Genomic DNA, 19,694 nt, shown 5'->3' with positions numbered 1-19,694 from the left:
TTTTGAACACTGTTTATCGAGAGGTTGTAAAATCAGCGGTTTGAGCTAATACGAAGGTCAGCTAATTGAACACCATTTATTCAGAAGAAGGAGCTGGGACAAGGCTTTTGTCCCAACTCCTTCTTGCCACTATTCAATCAAACATTTATTTCGGTTCAATCTCAATGACTCGCTGAACAAGATCTTGATAAAATTCTTGTTCATGAGAGACGATGATCACCGTTCCTGAAAATTTCTGAATGCCATCTTGTAAGCTTTCTTTCGTTTCTTGATCAATATGGTTCGTCGGTTCATCGAGAATCAGTAAATTACCTTGGTTCATTGTCAACTGTGCAAGTTTCACCTTGGTTTGTTCTCCACCACTTAATGTAGTGAGAGGTTCGCTTGCTAATTGATTGACTAGTCCAGCTTTAGCTAATTGGCGACGTAATTCTTTGATAGTCGCTTTTGGAAATTGACTGCTTAAGTATTGCAGTGGTGTTTCTAATGGATTTTCCCAGTATAGATCTTGTGAAAAGTAATTGATTTTTGTGTTATCTGGGAAGTGGAAATCGCCACTTATTTTTTCAATCTCACCAATCAATGTTTTTAACAAAGTAGATTTCCCAATCCCGTTGAAGCCTCGAATGGCAATATTTTCACCAAACCGGATGGTCAAATTAATGGGTGCAAGTAGCGGTCGATCATAACCGATGACTAAATCAGTTGTTTCCACTGCCAACGTCGTGACAATAGGAGAGAATGGAAAATCAAAGACAGCTTTACTTGCTGAAGCGGGAGGCGTCAGCCGTTCGATTTTATCTAATTGTTTTTGTCGGCTTTTTGCCATTGTTGATCGGGAACCGGCTTTGTATTTCCGAATATAAGCTTCGGTCTTTTCGATTTGTTTTTGTTGAGCATGATATTGGCGCAAATAGCTTTCGCGATTTTGTTCCTTTTGTTTCAATGCTTGTTTTAGATGGCCAGTATACTTAGTAATCTTTCCAAACTCGATGTCTGCGATATGGGTGGTGATCTGATCAAGAAATTCTTGGTCATGGGAAATCACGATATACGCACCGTCAAAATCCTGAAGAAACTGCGTCAGCCATTGGATATGCTGATCATCTAAGTGATTGGTTGGTTCATCTAAGATCAGAACATCTGGGTTTTCTAAAAGTAGTTTTGCTAAAATCACCTTTGAACGTTGTCCACCACTTAGATTTTTCAACAGTGAATCTAAACCTAAGACATCGATCCCCAACCCGCTGCTCATCTCAGCAACTAAGGTGTCGATTTGATAAAACACTCCTTGGTCTAATTCCGTTTGGAGTTTCCCAGCTTTTTCCAGCAAGGAATCATCGAAGGTCTCGCTATATGTTTGGTAAAGAAAAGCAATTTTTTTTTCCTTTTCGTATTCTTTTGCGTACGCAGTTTTTAGAAATTCTTCGATCGTTAATGTTTCATCGACTTCTACATATTGATCGAGGTAACCTTTATGAATATTTTTTTGCCAATGGATCTGTCCGTCATCTGGCAGGATCTCACCAGTGATGATTTTAATCAGTGTACTTTTGCCGGCTCCGTTTTGTCCGATCAGCCCAAGATGTTCGCCAGCGTTTAATTGCAGATCGACTCCTTCATAGAGGATTTTATCGCCGAACTGCTGGGTGATGTTGTTTAATGTCAGTATACTCATAATAACTCCTTTTTCATAAAAAAACTGCAGACATAAAGCGTCCACAGTGAATCAATTGCTTGGTTTTCATGCAACATGGATTGTTTGATTGAACCATCTTATGAAACCTAACACGGATGCCCTTTTGTTGTCAAGAAAATGAAAAAAATAGAATTTGGTCTATACTGATTATTGTAAAAAGAAAAAAAAAATGCTATAATTGGGCTATACCAAAACACAAAGGAGCAATCACTATGGAAATCATTCGTGTAAAAAACGCTGAAGAAGGCGGAAAAAAAGCATTTGAAATCATCAAAGAAGGTATGAACAAAGGTGCAAAAGTATTAGGATTGGCAACAGGAAGCACACCAGTTACTTTATATAAAGAAATGACTTCAAGCGATTTGGATTTCAGTGAAATGACTTCTATAAACTTAGATGAGTACGTTGGACTAGGTGGTTCAGATGAACAAAGCTACCGCCATTTCATGGATGTCCAATTATTTGATAAAAAACCATTCAAGGAAACATTTGTACCAGATGGGAAAGCAGAAGATCTGGAAGCAGCATGCAAAAAGTATGATCAAATCATCGATGCTCATCCAATCGATATCCAAATTTTAGGAATCGGGCAAAATGGACATATCGGTTTCAATGAACCTGGTGCTTCATTTGACGGAACAACTTCAGTAGTTGATTTGACAGAATCAACGATCAATGCAAACAAACGATTCTTTGATAAAGCAGAAGATGTACCAACAAAAGCTGTTTCAATGGGAATTGGCTCGATCATGAAAAGTAAAGAAATCGTCTTGATGGCGTTTGGCGAAAGCAAAGCTGATGCAATCAAAGGGATGATTGAAGGACCTGTAACGAATCATTTACCAGCAAGTGTATTGCAAAACCACGAAAATGTCGTTGTGATCATCGATGAAGAAGCAGCAAGTAAATTGTAATTTTCAAAAGAGGCTGGGACAGAAGCGTTTAACTCCAAGAAATAAGAAGGAGTCGTTTCTGCTTCCGCCGTTTACACATGTTTAGAGCGTGGGACAAAAGCTTTTCTTTACTTTTGTCCCACGCTCTTTTTCGTAAGAGGTAAAAATTGCACTTTTTTTGTCTGCTCCTTTCAGACATGATATATTGGACTGGAGGGTGTTTAGATGAATGATATGGTATTGACAATTCCAGAGATTATTTTACGTTTAGGGATCGCTATGCTATTTGGCGGAGCAATCGGTTTTGAGCGACAATATAAAAATCGTCCAGCAGGGATGCGTACACATATTTTAGTTTGTATGGGAGCATGTATCATTGCATTGATCCAAGTCGAGATCGCTAGTGGAGCATTAAGAGATGCTTTAGCGTATCCACAGCTTGCTGGAACGATCCGTTCAGATGAAGCAAGGCTGATTGCTCAAGTAGTGAGTGGCGTCGGTTTCTTAGGTGCTGGAACGATCATCGTCACGAAACAATCGGTGACGGGACTTACGACTGCCGCTTCTTTATGGGCTATTGCCGGATTAGGGATCGCCATCGGCATGGGTTACTATTCCATTGCGATCATCAGTTTTATCGGGATTGCTATTGCACTCACAGTAGTGAAACGCGTGATCCACGTACCTACGACTAAAAAGTTAGAAATCCAATTTATCCATAGAAAAGAAACCAAAGATTTTCTTACCGATTATTTTGAAGAGAAAAATATCGTGATCGAAGATGTGAATTTTGATGTGAAATTCGTTGATGACTATCGTGTATATAAAAATATATATACGATCGATCTTCCTAAAGGACTCACTTATGCCGATGTGATCGAAGAGTTGTCTGTACACAAAAATATCACAAAGCTGCATTTAGTCAGTATTGCGCAATAAACTATCTGCCCAAAACGATTTTTATTTTGGGCGGATCGTGTTTTTTTTGAAGTACTCTTCTGATCAGTAAAATACATTTCCTTTTTTATTTTGTTTTTTTTAAGCAAATGAAAATCTCAGCGCGTAATTCTTTGTTAAATGATAGAATAGAAGTATCAAAGGAACTTGGAGGAGATGTATGCAATCACGTTTTAAACAATCAAAATTATTTTTCTGGACAGTAGAGCTAGTACTCACGATCGTCGGCGTGTATTTCATTTTACAAATGCCGAATATTTTTAGTCCAATATTGAAAATGCTTTCGGCTATTTTTTTGCCGTTGCTTGTTGCTGGTTTTATCTATTATATGTTCGATCCAATCGTTGTTTTTCTCGAAAAGCATCGGATTCCGAGAGTGTTTGGATTTTTATTGACATTTTTGGTCGTAATCATTTTAGTTGTTTTGACTGTCATGAATGTAGTGCCTCAGTTAGTGGAGCAGACGATTCAATTGACTCAGAGCCTGCCAATCTATGCAGATGAAACAAGCAAATGGTTAAATGAATTGGCGCAGCGAGAAGAGTTTAAAAATTTCAATTTGGAAGAACAATTAGCATCAGCGAATTTATCTCTCAGTAATTTGTTCAATATCATATTGGTCAGTTTATCTGCAAGTGTCACTAAAATCATTTCATTCATGATGCAATTTTTTATTTTGTTATTTACCGTTCCATTTATTTTGCTGTTTATGTTCAAGGATGGACACAAATTTATTGATGCGTTGTCTCATTTCTTTCCGAAAGCGATTCGTAAAGAGTTGCGCCAAACAGTGAAAGAATTAAATGAAACATTGTCTGCCTATATCAGCAGTACGATCTTAGATGCTTTGATTATTGGTGTGATGAGCTTTTTGGCAATGAGAATATTCAATCAGCCTTATAGCTTATTGCTTGCGGTCATTTGCGGCATCACGAATATTATCCCATATGTCGGCCCTTTTATTGGAGCAGTACCAGCAATCATTGTCGGTTTGTTTATCTCTCCATTTCAAGCTTTGTACATGGCGTTGTCGATTTTAGTGATTCAGCAATTAGATGGAAATTTGATCAAGCCGTTGTTGTTTGGGAAATCAATGAATATCCATCCACTGACGATCATCTTGGTATTGATTGGAGCAGGAAGTGTCGCAGGAATATTAGGCATGCTGATTTGTATACCTGTATATGCAGTGATTAAGACGATAATATTAAATATTCGGAAAATCTATTTATTGAGAAGAATGGAACATGTTTCTGAAAAGTTAGATAGTCCAAAAGTGCTGGAAGAAACAAGTGAATAAGCCTATTTAAAAAGGGATCTTAGCGTTCATTTTATTTAGATGTACGTTGAGATTCTTATTTATATGATCCAGTTGATGCTTTTTTATAACCTAACCGATCCGTCCTAGTTAGGGTGGACGAATTAGCAAATCATAGGGTAAATATTGTTTACTGGAAATGGCTCAAAGGTATATTAAATTTCTTTCATTTTAAATAGAGTAAGTAAAAAGAAGAAATCACAAGAAATGCTTCCAGGAGAAAACAATACTAAGTGTGCTAACATATTAAGTTTTGACTATCCTGCTTTCTCACTCATTTCATTTTCATCTCACTCAGAAGTCTCTCCTGAAACCGATTTTCTACCATGGTATCCTAAAGAAAAAGGATTCGGAGGGGTGTCATGAATCAGTTAAAACAAAATCTATTTTTGACGCGGCGTGATTTCGAAGAAGCACTAGAAGAGATGATTCTGCCTTTAAAACAGGAACTATTCAATAGTGAAAAACCAGGAGTACGTCTAGGGAGTAGCGGCGCTGTTTATGACGAGAAGAGAGCAGAGATGGAGGCATTTATTCGTCCATTATGGGGACTGGCACCTTATTGGATGAATAATGGGACGAAAGATGAGTTGAAAGACGTCTATCGAAAGAAAATCTTGAAAGGGATGAATCCAAAAGATTCATTTTATTGGGGAGATATTAACGATTATGATCAATATATCGTAGAAATGGCAGCGTTATCTTTGAATCTGTTATTGAATCGAAACTATTTCTTTGATGAACTGTCAGGCACTTCCAAACAACAGTTGATTCATTGGCTAAAACAAGCCTTAGATAAAAAAATACCTAAAAATAATTGGACATTTTTCAAAATTTTGATCCGAATCGCTTTAAAACATTGTGGTGAATCATTAGATAAAGAAAAAATAGAAGCAGAATTACGCTTTATTGATACGATGTATGTAGGAAAAGGCTGGTATATCGACGGTAAATCTTCGCAAAAAGATTACTATGTTCCTTTTGCTTTTCATTATTATGGATTGATTTTTGCCAAGTTAATGAAAGACGACTTTCCTGAATGGTCAGAAAAATTCATCGATCGTGCAAAAGAGTTTACGAAGGACTATATTTATTATTTCGATTCCGACGGAGAAGCGTTACCTTATGGACGAAGTCTCATCTATCGATTTGCACAAGGTGCTTTTTTTTCTGCATTGATTTTTGCAGAAGTGGAAGCAATCCCTTGGGGTCAGATAAAGACGCTTCTTTCCAACCATATGAAGCAGTGGATGACACACGATATCTTTACTTATGACGGACGGCTATCCATTGGGTATCATTATGAGAACCTTGTGATGGCAGAAGGTTATAACGCACCGGGGTCTCCCTATTGGGCATTAAAAGTATTTTTATTACTAGCAACAAAAAAAGAACATCCGTATTGGAAAGCCAAACCTGAACCAGTCAATACCAAAGAGAAAAGATTGATTGATAATGGAAATATGCTTTTGTGTCAGGCAAAAGAAGGAAAACATGTACTTGGTTATCCGTATGGTTTGATGATTGATGGCCAAGCGCATGCCCCAGCGAAGTATAGTAAGTTTGTCTACTCTACTAAATTCGGTTTTAGTGTGCCAAAAGCGGGAATCACATATGGAGAAGGGGCATTTGATAATACATTAGCTCTTTCAAGAGACGGTGAATATTTCAGGACAAAGAAAAAGGTACGAAGTAGTGGAGCAACAGAGACTTCTGTTATGTATGAATGGCAACCATTCCAAGAAGTGCTGATCCAAACAGAAATTTACCCATTTGGTGAATGGCATGTTCGATTCCATGAGATATATACGACGATTCCTTTAGAGATAAGAGAAGGCGGATTTAGTCTTTTGGTAAAAGAACCAGAAATAACTTTGTCGAAAGACTGTGCAAAAATAAAAGAAACACATGTGTCTCAAATCATTGCAATCGAGGGGTATGAAGAAGCAGGTATTCAGGTGCTAGAACCAAATACTTCTGTATTCTTTCCAAGAACCAATCTTCCCTATTTGAAAAAGAAAATCGAACCTGGTACCCATCGCTTTATTTGTTTAGTTGGCGGAATAATAAATGGAGGAGAAAAAAATGATCCAAATTGATCTAAAAAATAAAAATAATCAAGTAGTTATTGGCAAAATCGATCACGAGAAAAAAGAAACCGCATTTTCTGCAAATGGAGAAGAAATAGCAGTTTTAGCAATCAAAAATCACATATATGAAGTAGGAGACAAACTGGTCATAACGAAAGAGAAAAATGATCACTATTTTGTTGTGCAATTAGATGAAACATTGGCACCAACACTTCTTTATATTCCAGAGAAGAAATGGGAATATGTGATTCCGCTAGAAGAAACGAAAGCTTCAGTAGAGACGGGATTTCGTTCAAAAAGACATCACATATATGTTCGTAAAGCCTATGATTTTGAAGTGGAAAGCTATCGGAATGTATCTACAAACCCTCATGATCAAAAATTGATCAGTGGAGCATATCCACATGCATATGCTAATGTAGAGACGAGAAATGATGTGACTTTTTTTGCTAAAAATGCGATTGACGGAAAGTTTGGTAATCGCTCACATGGATCCTATCCCTTTACTTCTTGGGGAATCAATCAGCAAAAAGATGCAACTTTGACGATCGACTTTGGACGCTCAATCCAAACCAATCGAGTAAATCTTTTGTTTCGAGGAGATTATCCACATGATAGCTATTGGACAGAAGTTTCTATTTGTTTTTCTGACGGAGAAACAATAAGAGTAGCAACAACAGATACACTTGAATTTCAATCGTTTTACTTTCCTGAAAAAATGACGAGTTCAGTTACTTTGAAAAATTTGAAAAAAGCAGAAGATACGTCACCATTCCCAGCATTAACACAAATTGAGATTTTCGGACGAGAAGTAATCACTTGTACTTGATTAAGAGAAATAATGATAGAAAAGCTATTCACTATAAAAGGGAATCCGTTTTGAAAATCGAACAATGATTTTCGTAGGACTCCCTTTTTGTATAAGCTAATTTACAGGATGATTATTTTGGATCGTTCATGACAAATCTTTTTTTATTGGTTGATCTGAAAAAATCAATGTATCAATCGATATACCTTCTGTTTCAAAAATAACCACTTCATTTCTGCCTTTTTTTAGTACATCTTTTGGACAATATAGTGATAAAACAGGCCCATGATTCCAGTACCTCCCGAGATTGAATCCGTTGACGATGACGACTCCCTTACCATATAAAGAACAATCGATATAAGTATCTGCTTCTTCAGCAAGATCAAATTCAAATTGATAAAAAGAAGGCTGTGATGGGTCTTTGCCAGCGGAATAGTCGATTTTATCTAGTTGAGCTTGTTCGAAAGTCAACGGGTAATGGCGGTATCCAAGATGGAAATGGATATCTTGCATGACACCATTGCGAATCCCTTTTGATTGGGAGGGACTATTCAATTTTGCACCGTAATTGACTCTTCCTAAATTCTCAACTAGAACATCTAATGCGATAGTGGGCTGATTTTTTTGTCCTTCAATCATCATTTCATCACCTAGTGTTTCTTGTGTTTGCGTTTGATCGTATTTGCCGTCAATATATATTTGTGCACGATCGTTTGTTTCGATTAAACGTAGTTTATTTTTATGTCCGTAATTTTTTAAGGTAAGTGAATATAATAAATAGCCGTAGCCATTGCTTGCTTGTTCCATTGTCAAAGGGTAATCTGTTTTGATTTCTTCACAGATCTGTTCTTTTATATGAAATAGAGAAACGCTTCTATTTACCGGATAAGTCCCTAGATTTTTTAACGTTTTTGTTCGGGGCTCTGCTTGCCAAACAGATGGACAAACTTCTTTGATGATCCGTTGAACTGCATAATATTTCTCAGTAGGTTGTCCAGCTTCGTTTAATAGTGCATCGTAATCATAGCTTGTGATTTGCGGAAGATCTGTATTGCCTCGAGCAGAACACCCATTATAAAAACCAAAATTTGTTCCCCCGTGGAACATATAAAGATTCAAGGAACCAATTTCTAACATCTCTTTTACTTCAGTTGCTAATTCTTCGGGATCACGCGTAATGATAGGTTCTCCCCATCGATTAAACCATCCATCCCAATACTCCATACACATGATCGGCCAATTTTTTTGATGATTCTGCATAAATTCTTTTAAGACCTGCGCATTTTCTTTTGAGTGGCTTCCAAAATTACCAGTCACAAAAATGTCTTCATCAATTAATGTACCAGCATCTAACACCTCTAGCCAAGCACCATCGGAGGTAAATAAAGGAACATCAATCGAATGTGCAAGCATCAATTCTTTTGTTTGGCGTAAATAAGATTTTTCCATTCCGTAAGAACCGTATTCATTTTCGAGCTGCATCATGATGACTGGACCACCTTGTGTGATCTGAAGAGGTGCAAGTTTTGGTAGAAGTACTTGATAATAATTTTTCAATTTTTCCATAAATCGAGGATCGGTGGAACGTACTCTTATATTAGGTTCTTTCAATAACCAAGCAGGTAATCCACCAAATTCCCATTCAGCGCAAATGTAGGCGCAAGGACGTAAAATTACCATCAAGTCTAATTCTTGTGCAATTTTTACAAATTGAACGACATCTTTGAATCCGGAAAAATCAAAGGAACCTTCTTGTGGTTCGTGAAGATTCCACGGAATATAAGTTTCAACCGTATTTGCTCCTAGTGCTTTTAAATTATATAAACTGTGCTCCCATTGAGAAGGGGGTATTCTGAAATAATGGATTGCCCCACTAATGATTTTTGTAGGAATACCGTCGACTAAAAATTCGTCTTTTATTTTAAATGTTTGCATGTCTATTCATTCTCCTTACCAGTAAGTGTTCCATTCAGGTTTTGCTAAACGCATAAGCGCTTCTAAATAAAAGTAGTCGCCCCATAGATTTGGCTCATCGACTCCTTTTCCTTCCGCATGAGCATAAACGCCATGTAAAAGAATTCCTTCATTTTCTGGATCATTTTTAGCAGTATAGTGTGTTCCTAATTGATAAATCATTCCTTTTGCTATTTCTTTTGCTTCAGGATACGCTTCCATTTTTTCTGCTTCTAATAATCCACATGCAGCAATCGCTAGAGAAGAACTGTCTTTATCTGATGGAAAATCATCATTGAAATCAAAATCCCAGTAAGGTACAAGATCTTGAGGTAAATGTTCTAAGAAAACATCGACGATTGCTTTGTAGTTCAACGGAAAAGGAACAGAATGCAAGTATCGCTCGTTTAGTGGAATCCCTAAAATCGCCCAACTTTGCCCTCTAGCCCAGATCGACTCGTCACTATGACCTTGATGCGTTGCACCATGTGTTGGAACTCCTGTGTTTGAGTCAAAGTAATAGGTATGGAAAGTCGTGGCATCTTCACGAATCACGGTATGCAACAATGTCTGGTAATGCTTGAAAGCCACTTCTTTATAATGTGGGTCATTAGAAAGCGTACATGCTTGGAACAACAAAGGAAGGTTGATCAAAGAATCAATAATCAAACGGTATTCGAGAGGATCACCGGATGCTCCCCAAGCTTGAATAAAATTCCCTTTGTTCTGAAATCTTGCCACTAAAATATTTGCAGCTTGTAAGAGCGATTCTTTACACAACTGACTATCCACGACTTTATACCCGGCTCCAGCGGATAAACTATAAAGAAAACCGATATCATGATGATCAAGGACGAAGTGTTGGTCTAAGCGTTTTTGAAAGCTATGGATATTTTCCATTGCACGTACTAGAAATTTCTCTTCTTTTGTCCATTCATAAGATAACCAAAGCATTCCCGTCCAAAAACCATTTGTCCAATCATCATTTTTTTTGATTCGATATTTTCCGTTTGTTGCACAAGCTGAAGGGAAATCTAACCCGAAACGAACCATATTTTTTTTGATACGCATCATGCACCATTCAAATTGTTCATCCAACCAATTTTTATCTACAAATGTTCCCAATTCAATCAACATTTCCTTTTTTTGTTGAATATTCATAGCTACCTCCTCTTAAAATGTTAACATATTAACTTAAAAGTAGTATAACGTATTTAGAAAAAAAAAGCGAGTATTCAAGAGGATTTAAAAAAGTTTATTAGATGAGAGCAAACAAAAAAGTGAAAGCTATTCCGCTTCCACTTCAATTTTTGTTTTAAAATATTTCCAATGTTTATAACTGATGATATATTCTGCCACACTTTGATCTGCTAAGTAAGAGTGTTTGATTTGTTGTACAACAGGTTCTCGGAAACTTAGATTCAATAGATTAAGTAGTTCTGCATGCTCTGGGAAAACAATTTCATTTGTTTCCACAGAAGCAAGGGAAAAAAGATCAATCCCAAAATCTTTACGAACTTTTTCGTATATACTTGAATAGACAGAAATATCTTTTGCTATTGGTTCTTTCACTAATTTTTTTGGTAAGTGAGTGATGTGGACCAAAAAGGGTGTGTCTTCAAAGAAACGAACACGTTTAATTTTATAGTAAGAAGCATTTGCTGGTAAGCCCAATTCCTTCAAAATATCCATTTCATTTTCTTCCTCAATCGAGAGTACTTTAACTTTTTCTTTATCTAAAGAATGTAGTTCGATATCAGAGAATTTCACACTTTGAGAAACTTTTGATTTTGAAACGAATGTTCCTTTTCCTTGGATACGATAGAGATAGCCTGCAGCAGTTAGTTCATTGAGAGCCTTGACTGCAGTAATTGAACTAACAGAATATTTCCGTTTGATATCTGCTTCTGAGTAAAATTTATCACCAGGAATAAAGTGGTGGTTTTTGATTTCTTCAAGTAAGTCTTGCTTGATTTGCTCGTATTTAGGAATCATACTAGAAGTCTTCCTTTCTTTCATCATCATTATCTAATAGGATAACATGTTAACATATCCAAATCAATTAAAACCCATGAAGTCTGCTATTGCAGAAGTAAATAAAATTATGACGGTAGATGAATTTAGTGGAACTTTATAAAAATAATAGAAGTAAAATTGGGATAAAACATCACACTTTAGAAAGCGGATACAAAAATGTCTGATGCAATGGACAAATTTCAGTGAAACAGATGGAGTAAAAATGGTTATGATAAAGATGCAAAGGGGGAAGGATCATGACTAGTCAAATGAATCGAGAAAATAAATTAGTACTACTATTGTCAAAACAAAATCATTACATGACTTCAGAAGAATTAGCTGATTTATTAGATACCTCGACTAAAACGGTCTACCGCTTAGTAAAAAAAATAAATACAGAATTTCAAAATGGTTACTTGATTTTATCAGAAAAGGGGAAAGGGTATAAATTAGACTACGAAAAATTTATTGAACGAAACAAAGAAACAAATAATCTATCAATTAGTCTATCGCCAAATGAACGTCAGAATCGTGTAATTGAGGAACTTTTACTGTCTTCACCAAGAGCAATCAGGATATCTGAGCTTTTTAATGCCTACGAGGTGGGTGATTCGGCAATTTCCAATGATGAGAAAAGTATCGCACAAAAGTTGAGGAAGTTTGATCTTCAATTGATTCGAAAAAATCGGACATTAGCCATCAAAGGTTTAGAAGAAGATATACGTAGAGGGCTTGCAGAAGTTATTTGGCGCATGAATATCCTTGATATCGATGAAATAAATGCTTCGAAAACGTTCAACTTCAATCGTTACGATGTCTTGTTCGTTTCAGATCAATTAAAGCTAATCGAAAAAATATTAGAAGGTGGACTTCCTTATCCTTACAATGTCAATATTTTTTCACATCTGTATATCTTGATCAGTCGCTCAAGGAAAAGGAGTGCTCCCGCCAGAGAAGAGGAACTAACCACGGAACAAATTGAATTCTTTGAAAAAGATGACCAAATTAAAAAAACGGCCGAAATCGTTATACAAAATGTTGAAAAATATCTTACAACTTCGTTATCTGTGAATGAATCTTACTATCTCTATCAGTATCTAGTTTCCTCAAGAATGGAAAAAACAACAAAAGAAATAAAAAAATTTCCAGAAGAGGTAGAAAAAATCACTACTTACTATTTAACAGAAGTAGGAAAACGAATCAATATGAAAGTGACAAATGAAAGTATTTTTATTGATCTAGCCAATCATATCAAACCAATGATCAATCGCTTAAAAAACCGTATCCACGTAAAAAATGGCTTGTTGGACCAAATTCAGCTGACCTATGAAAAAATCTATAACAGTGTGTCTGAAGTATCTAAAGAAGTCAGTCAGCACTTCAAATTACCTCTAATCAATGCAGATGAGATTGGCTTCATAACGTTGTATTTCGCACGGATGTTAGAAACACAACAATTACCGATTCAAACTTTGATTATGTGTATGACAGGTATTGGAACTTCTGAATTGCTGAAAGCAAAAATCATCAAAAAATTTCCAGATTTAAATATAGTAGATGTCATTGCGACAAAAAACTATCGTACGGCTTTAGAAAAAAATCCGAACATCGAATTGATTTTGACAACTGTTGGAATCCACTCACGATTAGGAGTCCATACATTACTTGTTAGTGCGATGCTAACAGCAGATGATCAATCACGAATCCAGAAAAAGATTGGGGAAATCTATAATGAAAGATGAGTTCATCGAAAGAATCGAAGTATCCGTTACTTCTCAACGAGAGACATATCATTGGTTAGCAAGTTCACTTTATCCTGGAGAAGAAGAGAAAATAAGTATATTGATGGAAGCTTTTCTTATGCGTGAACAAAATGGAAATATTCAAATCGAAGAGGGGATCATTCTTCCTCATATTGAACATGAGTTGATCACTGAATCAAAAATCATCATTTTGTATCCCCAAAAAACCAGTATTCAATGGAACGAAGCAATCGAACAAGTCGATTTGATTCTTTTTGTATTGCTTTCGCCAAACGAAACTACGGAAAAAAAGAAGAAAATAGCGAATTTCATGAGATGTTTAGCGGACGAAAGATTTATTCAAACATTAAAGAAAAGAAAATAAGGAGAGACAAAAGATGAAAATTGTAGGTGTAGCCGCATGTACAGTTGGGATTGCCCATACGTATATTGCACAAGAAAAATTAGAAAATGCAGCCAAAAAAGCAGGATACGAGATGCACATCGAAACGCAAGGAACGATTGGTATCGAAAATGAATTAACCCCAGAACAAATAAAAGAAGCAGATCTCGTGATTCTGGCAATTGATGTAAAAATAAGTGGCAGAGAACGATTTGAAGGAAAACGTATCATTCAAGTACCGACAGAAATCGCCATCAAATCACCCAATAAACTAATCGAAAAAGGCGTTGAAGTCGTAAAACAAGCGTGAAGGAGTGGAAATGCCATGGAAGTAACAAACATCATCGATCCGAATACGATCAAAACAAACTTAGCAGGAACGACAAAAGAAGAAGTACTTGAAGAATTAGCAACTATATTGTTGGAAAATGCGTATATCACCGATGTAAAAGAATTTATGAAAGATATATATGCTCGTGAGAAAGAAGGGCAGACAGGTATTGGGAACTACATTGCAATTCCTCATGGAAAAAGTGCATCTGTCAAAAAGATCGGGGTAGCAATTGGAGTGACAGCTCGAGAAATCCCTTGGGAAACATTAGATGGTAAAGGGGTAAAAGGAATTATTTTGTTTGCTGTGGGTAATGATAATGAAGGGGCTAAAACTCACTTGAAGTTGTTATCTTTATTTGCAAGGAAACTAGGAAATGATGAAGTTGTTGAGCAATTGATTAAAGCAAAAGAGACAAAAGAGGTCATCGCAGCATTTGCATCATAAAAAGGAGGAAGAAAACATGAAGATCATAGGAGTAGCCGCATGTACAGTTGGGATTGCCCATACGTATATTGCACAAGAAAAATTAGAAAATGCAGCCAAAAAAGCAGGACACGAGATGCACATCGAAACGCAAGGAACGATTGGAATCGAGAATGAATTAACCCCAGAGCAAATAAAAGAAGCAGATCTTGTGATTCTGGCAATTGATGTGAAAATAAGCGGCAGAGAACGATTTGAAGGAAAACGTATCATTCAAGTCCCCACTGAAATAGCCGTAAAGTCACCCAATAAACTGATCGAAAAAGCACAAGAAATAATTGAAAAACAACTTGTTTGATCATAAGGAGGGAAAAAAGATGGAAAAGATAAAAAAGTTAAATTTAAAGGGACATTTATTGACAGCAATTTCTTATTTGATTCCAATCGTTTGTGGAGCAGGGTTCTTGATTGCTATCGGGATGGCGTTCGGTGGAACAAGTCAAGGAACACTGGTACAAGGTGAATTTTCTTTTTTTGATGCTTTAGCAACAATGGGAGGCGCTGGTTTAGGGTTACTTCCTGTTGTCATTGCAACGGGGATTTCTTATTCTATTGCAGCAAAACCAGGGATTGCTCCAGGGTTCATCATCGGATTGACAGCGAATGCTATTGGGGCTGGTTTTATTGGGGGGATATTAGGTGGCTATCTTTCTGGATTTCTCGTGTTAGCTATTTTAAACCATGTGAAAGTCCCAAATTGGGCAAAAGGACTGATGCCAACATTGATTATTCCATTTGTTGCTTCCATCCTAGGTGGGTTAATCATGGTCTATATCATTGGAACCCCTGTTGCCTTGTTTACGTCTTTTCTTACGAATTTCTTAGATGGATTAGGTAATTCGTCCTTATTGATTTTTGGCGGTGTGATCGGCTTACTAAGTGGCGTTGATTATGGTGGACCAATTAACAAAACGGTTTTTGCCTTTGTTCTCACAATGCAAGCAGAAGGAATCAATGGGCCAATTACAGCCCTCCAATTGGTGAATACGGCGACGCCTATCGGTTTTGGATTAGCTTACTTTGTTGCAAAAATATTTCGGAAAAACATCTATACAAAAGTGGAAGTCGAAACATTGAAATCAGCTGTTCCAATGGGTGTGATCAATATTGTCGAAGGTGTGATCCCACTAGTGATGAATGATATCGTCCGAGGTGTGGTTGCTACGGCTATTGGCGGATTTGCTGGTGGTGCAACGACAATGATCCTAGGCGCCGATGCAACAGTACCCTTTGGCGGTGTATTGATGATTCCGACGATGTCCAGACCTTGGGCAGGCGTGATAGCAATCTTAGTGAATGTTCTTGTGACAGCCGTTGTTTTGGCAATTATCAAAAAAGATGTGGGGAAAGAAGTCGAATCCGTAGTGGAAAAGGAAGAAGAAGATATTGACTTGGGAGACATTCAGATTTTCTAAGTCCTTCATTTAGTCGGGGATTCAATCATTGATTTTTAAATAAAGGAGTCTTATATATGAGTAAAGTTTTGTTCTCACCGTCTTTAATGACGATGGATCTAGATAAATTTAAAGAACAAATTGAGTTTTTGAATCAGCATGTCGATTCTTATCATATCGATATCATGGATGGACATTATGTACCTAATCTGACATTGTCTCCATGGTTCATTGAGGAAGTACGAAAAATCAGTCAATTGCCAATGTCTGCCCATTTAATGGTCACAGACCAAAGTTTTTGGGTGAATCAATTGATTTCACAAAAATGCGAATGGATTTGTATGCATGTCGAATGTTTAGACGGGCTAGCCTTTCGATTGATCGATCAGATCCATGCTGCAGGGTTAAAAGCAGGAGTCGTATTAAATCCTGAAACACCTATTGAAACCATCTTCCCTTATATTGATTTAGTGGATAAAATCACCATCATGACAGTCGACCCCGGTTTTGCTGGACAGCGCTTCATCGAAAGCACATTAGATAAAATCGTTGATTTAAGAAAACTTCGTCAAGAAAAGGGATATCATTATTTGATCGAAATGGACGGATCTTCGAATCGAAAATCATTTAAGCGAATTGATCATGCCGGACCAGATATCTATATCATCGGCCGTAGTGGATTATTTGGTTTAGACGAAGACATTGAGACATCATGGGCCATCATGAAAAGAGACTATGAGGAAACAACTGGAAAAAGTATAGAGTAAGGAAATAGTTAAAAAGGTGAGAGGCAAAAGTTTAAGAGCTACTTTTGCCTCTCACCTTTTTTGTATGCTGATCCTTTTTAGATAATTGTACAGAAATAAAAAAACATAATATGTTAAGATGTTAGGTTTACGAATGGGATAAACTATGTTATAGTGTGCTTGTACAAAAGATAATATGTTAAGTAAGATTTTATTTTTGGGGAGGAAAAGTGATGCAGAATATTATATTGATTAGTCATGGCAGTATGGCTGAAGGCGTCAAGGCAAGTCTAGAAATGATCGTCGGAAAGCAAGATCATGTTCATGTCGTTGCGTTGACGCCTGATGGGGACAATCGGCAATTCGAAAAAGAATTATTAAAAAAAATGAAAGCCCTTAACGGCTCATCCTTGATTATTGCAGATCTTTTAGGTGGTACGCCATGTAATGTAGCATTAAGCAACTATCTAGAATCAGAAAATGTAGAAATTATTGCAGGGATGTCTTTACCATTAGTCATAGAAGCAACGTTGAATTCAACTGCTACGGTAAAAGAATTGATCCAAGCAGCAACAACTGGCATTGTTGATGTGAAGCAAAAAATGGAACAAACAGAAATCGAAAAAGAACCAAGCCTACCAATGGATAATAGCCAATTGTATGAGGCATATAAAGGAAAAGAAAATATCGTGAATGTCAGGATAGACGAGCGTTTGATTCATGGACAAGTTGCGGGCATCTGGGCGCCCAGTTTGCACACACAGCGAATCATTGTGATCAACGATGAAGCAGCAGCAGATTCGTTACAAAAATCTTCCTTAAGAATGGCAGCGCCTACATCGATGAGACTTTCAGTTTTGTCGGTTGAATCTGCTGCGAAAAATATACGTTCAGGAAAGTATGGAAAACAGCGTCTATTCCTAGTATTCAAAAATCCAACAGATGTCTTACGTTATTTGAAAGCTGGAGGAAAGCTAACACACGTAAATGTTGGAAATATGAGTTATAAAGAGGGGTCAAAAGACATAACCAAAAGTATCAAAGTATTAGAAGAAGAAATTGATGTGTTCGAATCAATTGCAGCAATGGATATAAATGTAACCGCTCAATTGGTACCAAATGATCCAGTTATTGACTTCATGGATAAACTGAGAAATTAAACAAAAATGAGGAGGAAGAAAGTATGCACTTAGCAGCGTATCAAATTATTCTTATTACGGTTTATGCTTTTATTGCAATCAATGATTCGCTTATTTCAAATACATTAACACAACCAGCCATCGCAGGTATGATTTCAGGAATGATCATGGGAGACTTAAAAACAGGATTGATGGTTGGAGGTACATTGCAACTAATGAGACTAGGGATTGCGGCTTTCGGTGGGGCATCAGTTCCTGATTATTTCACAGGAGCCGTCTTGGGAACAGTATTTGCGGTTATCTCTGGGAAAGGTGCAGAGTATGGTATAGGATTGGCTGTTCCAGTATCTTTATTGATGTTGCAACTTGATGTAGTCGCTCGCTTTTGTAATGTTTATCTCTTGCATCGTGTAGATAGAGCAATTGATGATATGAAAATCAATCGTATACCGCGATTAGTCTTATCTGGCTCTTTTCTTTGGGGATTATCACGAGCCATTCCGATTTTATTGATGCTTTTAGTCGGTGATGCTGCTGTTTCAACGATCACAGAAAATACACCAGAATGGTTGATGAATGGACTAAAAACTGCTGGTGGGGTGTTACCAGTCGTTGGTGTGGGAATCTTGTTGCATTACCTTCCAACAAAACAATATATTCCTTATTTACTATTGGGTTTCTTTTTAGCCGCTTATTTACAAGTGCCAATGCTTGGTATCTCAATCGTCGGTGTGATTGCTGCAATTATTGTATTTAAAAAAGATAGTGAAAAAGCAGAACATCCGACAGTGACAGCCACAAATAATGGAACATTTGAAGGAGGATATGATGGGGATGAATAACCAGAAATTAACAAAACAAGAGCTGAATGCGATTAGTTGGCGCTATATTTTAGGAAGTCAGCTGAACTGGAACTATGAACGAATGATGAGTTCTGGCTATTTATATGGGATATTACCAGTATTGAAAAAATTCTATGGTAATGACGAATCACAATTACAGGATATGATGCGTACACATAATCAATTCTTCAATACCAACGCGATTTTCGGAAATTTAATCATGGGGATTGATGTGGCAATCGAAGAAGAAGATGGTTACAAAGCAAAAGACACAATCATTGCCTTAAAAACAGCTTTAATGGGTTCTCTTGCTGGCGTAGGTGATTCATTATTCCATGTGATTTGGGGAACGATTTTTGGCTCGATTGCAGGAACATTAGCTCAAAGCGGCTCAATTGTTGGGTGTGTGATTTGGGTCATCGCGAATATCGCTTTATTATTTGGACGGGCTGCGTTATTACCATTAGGATACAAACAAGGAGTCAAACTTGTCACAACTTTGAAAAACAAATTATCTGCATTCACTAATGCCGCAACAGTTTTAGGTGTCACGGTAATTGGTGCTTTGATTCCTTCCGTGGTAAAGGCAACGGTCCCATTTGTTTATAAAAAAGATGGTGTGGAATTAGTTATCCAAGATACATTAGACGCTATTTTACCCTCTCTTGTTCCAGTGTTACTTGTTTTATTAACTTATTGGATGTTGGGACAAAAGAAATTAAATTCCACACGAGTAATCTGGATCATTTTGATTCTTTCCATTGCATTAAGTGCGGTTGGTATTTTAGCTTAAAAGGAAAAGTGAGATACGTCCGTTCACACATTTGTCCAAAAAGTAGAGGCTAAGCGGTTTTCTCATTCACTAAGATAAATGTGA

19 protein-coding genes are annotated in these 19,694 nt (G+C 36.9%); 15 read left to right on the top strand and 4 right to left on the bottom strand.

The features are described from left to right. Positions 1 to 145: 145 nt before the first annotated feature. A complete protein-coding gene (locus tag ESP02_RS07495; RefSeq protein ID WP_025478535.1) occupies positions 146 to 1,678 on the bottom strand; it encodes an ABC-F family ATP-binding cassette domain-containing protein in 1,533 nt (510 codons plus the stop codon). 233 nt (positions 1,679 to 1,911) lie between these two features. Here ESP02_RS07495 and nagB point away from each other — a divergent pair, with 233 nt between their 5' ends. The 5 genes from nagB (at position 1,912) to ESP02_RS07465 (ending at position 7,786) form a co-directional block, all read left to right on the top strand. Further along, a complete protein-coding gene (gene nagB, locus ESP02_RS07490) occupies positions 1,912 to 2,613 on the top strand; it encodes a glucosamine-6-phosphate deaminase (RefSeq protein WP_038399104.1) in 702 nt (233 codons plus the stop codon). A 204-nt stretch (positions 2,614 to 2,817) separates the two neighbouring features. Continuing rightward, complete coding sequence (locus ESP02_RS07480; protein ID WP_002290559.1) at positions 2,818 to 3,531, top strand: MgtC/SapB family protein; 714 nt, start codon at positions 2,818 to 2,820, stop codon at positions 3,529 to 3,531. 178 nt (positions 3,532 to 3,709) lie between these two features. After that, positions 3,710 to 4,849 (top strand): AI-2E family transporter, encoded by a 1,140-nt coding sequence (locus ESP02_RS07475; protein WP_002290560.1) that lies wholly within the window; start codon positions 3,710 to 3,712, stop codon positions 4,847 to 4,849. Positions 4,850 to 5,229: 380 nt separating this feature from the next. After that, positions 5,230 to 6,966, top strand: coding sequence for a DUF2264 domain-containing protein (locus tag ESP02_RS07470; RefSeq protein ID WP_038399102.1), 1,737 nt, complete (start codon positions 5,230 to 5,232; stop codon positions 6,964 to 6,966). After that, positions 6,953 to 7,786 (top strand): hypothetical protein, encoded by an 834-nt coding sequence (locus ESP02_RS07465; protein WP_025478534.1) that lies wholly within the window; start codon positions 6,953 to 6,955, stop codon positions 7,784 to 7,786. The genes ESP02_RS07470 and ESP02_RS07465 overlap by 14 nt, the downstream gene beginning before the upstream one ends. 126 nt (positions 7,787 to 7,912) lie before the next feature. On the opposite strand, the gene ESP02_RS07460 is transcribed toward ESP02_RS07465, so the two are convergent. The 3 genes from ESP02_RS07460 to ESP02_RS07450 all read right to left on the bottom strand — a co-directional run bounded on the left by ESP02_RS07460 (position 7,913) and on the right by ESP02_RS07450 (position 11,713). Next, on the bottom strand, positions 7,913 to 9,700 hold the full coding sequence (locus ESP02_RS07460) for a beta-galactosidase family protein (RefSeq protein ID WP_002374869.1): 1,788 nt from the start codon (positions 9,698 to 9,700) through the stop codon (positions 7,913 to 7,915). A gap of 15 nt (positions 9,701 to 9,715) precedes the next feature. Next, positions 9,716 to 10,879, bottom strand: coding sequence for a glycoside hydrolase family 88 protein (locus ESP02_RS07455; RefSeq protein WP_002374868.1), 1,164 nt, complete (start codon positions 10,877 to 10,879; stop codon positions 9,716 to 9,718). 126 nt (positions 10,880 to 11,005) lie between these two features. Then, entirely contained in the window at positions 11,006 to 11,713 is a 708-nt protein-coding gene (locus ESP02_RS07450) for a GntR family transcriptional regulator (protein WP_002290565.1), read from the bottom strand. A gap of 278 nt (positions 11,714 to 11,991) precedes the next feature. Between ESP02_RS07450 and ESP02_RS07445 the strand changes: the two genes are divergently transcribed. The 10 genes from ESP02_RS07445 (at position 11,992) to ESP02_RS07400 (ending at position 19,610) form a co-directional block, all read left to right on the top strand. Further along, positions 11,992 to 13,476 (top strand): PRD domain-containing protein, encoded by a 1,485-nt coding sequence (locus ESP02_RS07445; protein ID WP_038399100.1) that lies wholly within the window; start codon positions 11,992 to 11,994, stop codon positions 13,474 to 13,476. Next, positions 13,466 to 13,861, top strand: coding sequence for a PTS sugar transporter subunit IIA (locus tag ESP02_RS07440; RefSeq protein ID WP_002374866.1), 396 nt, complete (start codon positions 13,466 to 13,468; stop codon positions 13,859 to 13,861). The genes ESP02_RS07445 and ESP02_RS07440 overlap by 11 nt, the downstream gene beginning before the upstream one ends. A gap of 13 nt (positions 13,862 to 13,874) precedes the next feature. Continuing rightward, positions 13,875 to 14,189, top strand: coding sequence for a PTS fructose transporter subunit IIB (locus ESP02_RS07435; RefSeq protein WP_038399099.1), 315 nt, complete (start codon positions 13,875 to 13,877; stop codon positions 14,187 to 14,189). A gap of 15 nt (positions 14,190 to 14,204) precedes the next feature. After that, positions 14,205 to 14,657, top strand: a complete 453-nt coding sequence (locus ESP02_RS07430; protein ID WP_002290571.1) for a fructose PTS transporter subunit IIA — start codon at positions 14,205 to 14,207, stop codon at positions 14,655 to 14,657. Positions 14,658 to 14,673: 16 nt separating this feature from the next. Continuing rightward, entirely contained in the window at positions 14,674 to 14,994 is a 321-nt protein-coding gene (locus tag ESP02_RS07425; RefSeq protein ID WP_002315681.1) for a PTS fructose transporter subunit IIB, read from the top strand. A 19-nt stretch (positions 14,995 to 15,013) separates the two neighbouring features. Continuing rightward, positions 15,014 to 16,111 carry a PTS fructose transporter subunit IIC gene (locus ESP02_RS07420; RefSeq protein ID WP_025478533.1) on the top strand — a complete coding sequence of 366 codons (1,098 nt, stop codon included), beginning with the start codon at positions 15,014 to 15,016 and terminating at the stop codon, positions 16,109 to 16,111. A 56-nt stretch (positions 16,112 to 16,167) separates the two neighbouring features. Then, positions 16,168 to 16,857, top strand: coding sequence for a D-allulose 6-phosphate 3-epimerase (alsE, locus tag ESP02_RS07415; RefSeq protein ID WP_025478532.1), 690 nt, complete (start codon positions 16,168 to 16,170; stop codon positions 16,855 to 16,857). 212 nt (positions 16,858 to 17,069) lie between these two features. Beyond that, positions 17,070 to 17,996: a PTS mannose/fructose/sorbose transporter subunit IIAB gene (locus tag ESP02_RS07410; RefSeq protein ID WP_002374862.1), complete on the top strand. Its 927-nt coding sequence runs from the start codon at positions 17,070 to 17,072 to the stop codon at positions 17,994 to 17,996. A 23-nt stretch (positions 17,997 to 18,019) separates the two neighbouring features. Continuing rightward, the gene (locus ESP02_RS07405; protein WP_002341162.1) at positions 18,020 to 18,817 is read left to right on the top strand and encodes a PTS sugar transporter subunit IIC; all 798 of its coding nucleotides are present in this window, start codon (positions 18,020 to 18,022) and stop codon (positions 18,815 to 18,817) included. Beyond that, positions 18,804 to 19,610 carry a PTS system mannose/fructose/sorbose family transporter subunit IID gene (locus ESP02_RS07400; RefSeq protein ID WP_025478531.1) on the top strand — a complete coding sequence of 269 codons (807 nt, stop codon included), beginning with the start codon at positions 18,804 to 18,806 and terminating at the stop codon, positions 19,608 to 19,610. The genes ESP02_RS07405 and ESP02_RS07400 overlap by 14 nt, the downstream gene beginning before the upstream one ends. Positions 19,611 to 19,694: the final 84 nt, after the last annotated feature.

Source organism: Enterococcus sp. NBRC 3427 (genome assembly GCF_007996925.1).
Taxonomy (GTDB): domain Bacteria; phylum Bacillota; class Bacilli; order Lactobacillales; family Enterococcaceae; genus Enterococcus_B; species Enterococcus_B lactis.
Note: the sequence above shows the minus strand (reverse complement) of the source record. Positions and strands in the feature narration are given on the sequence as shown.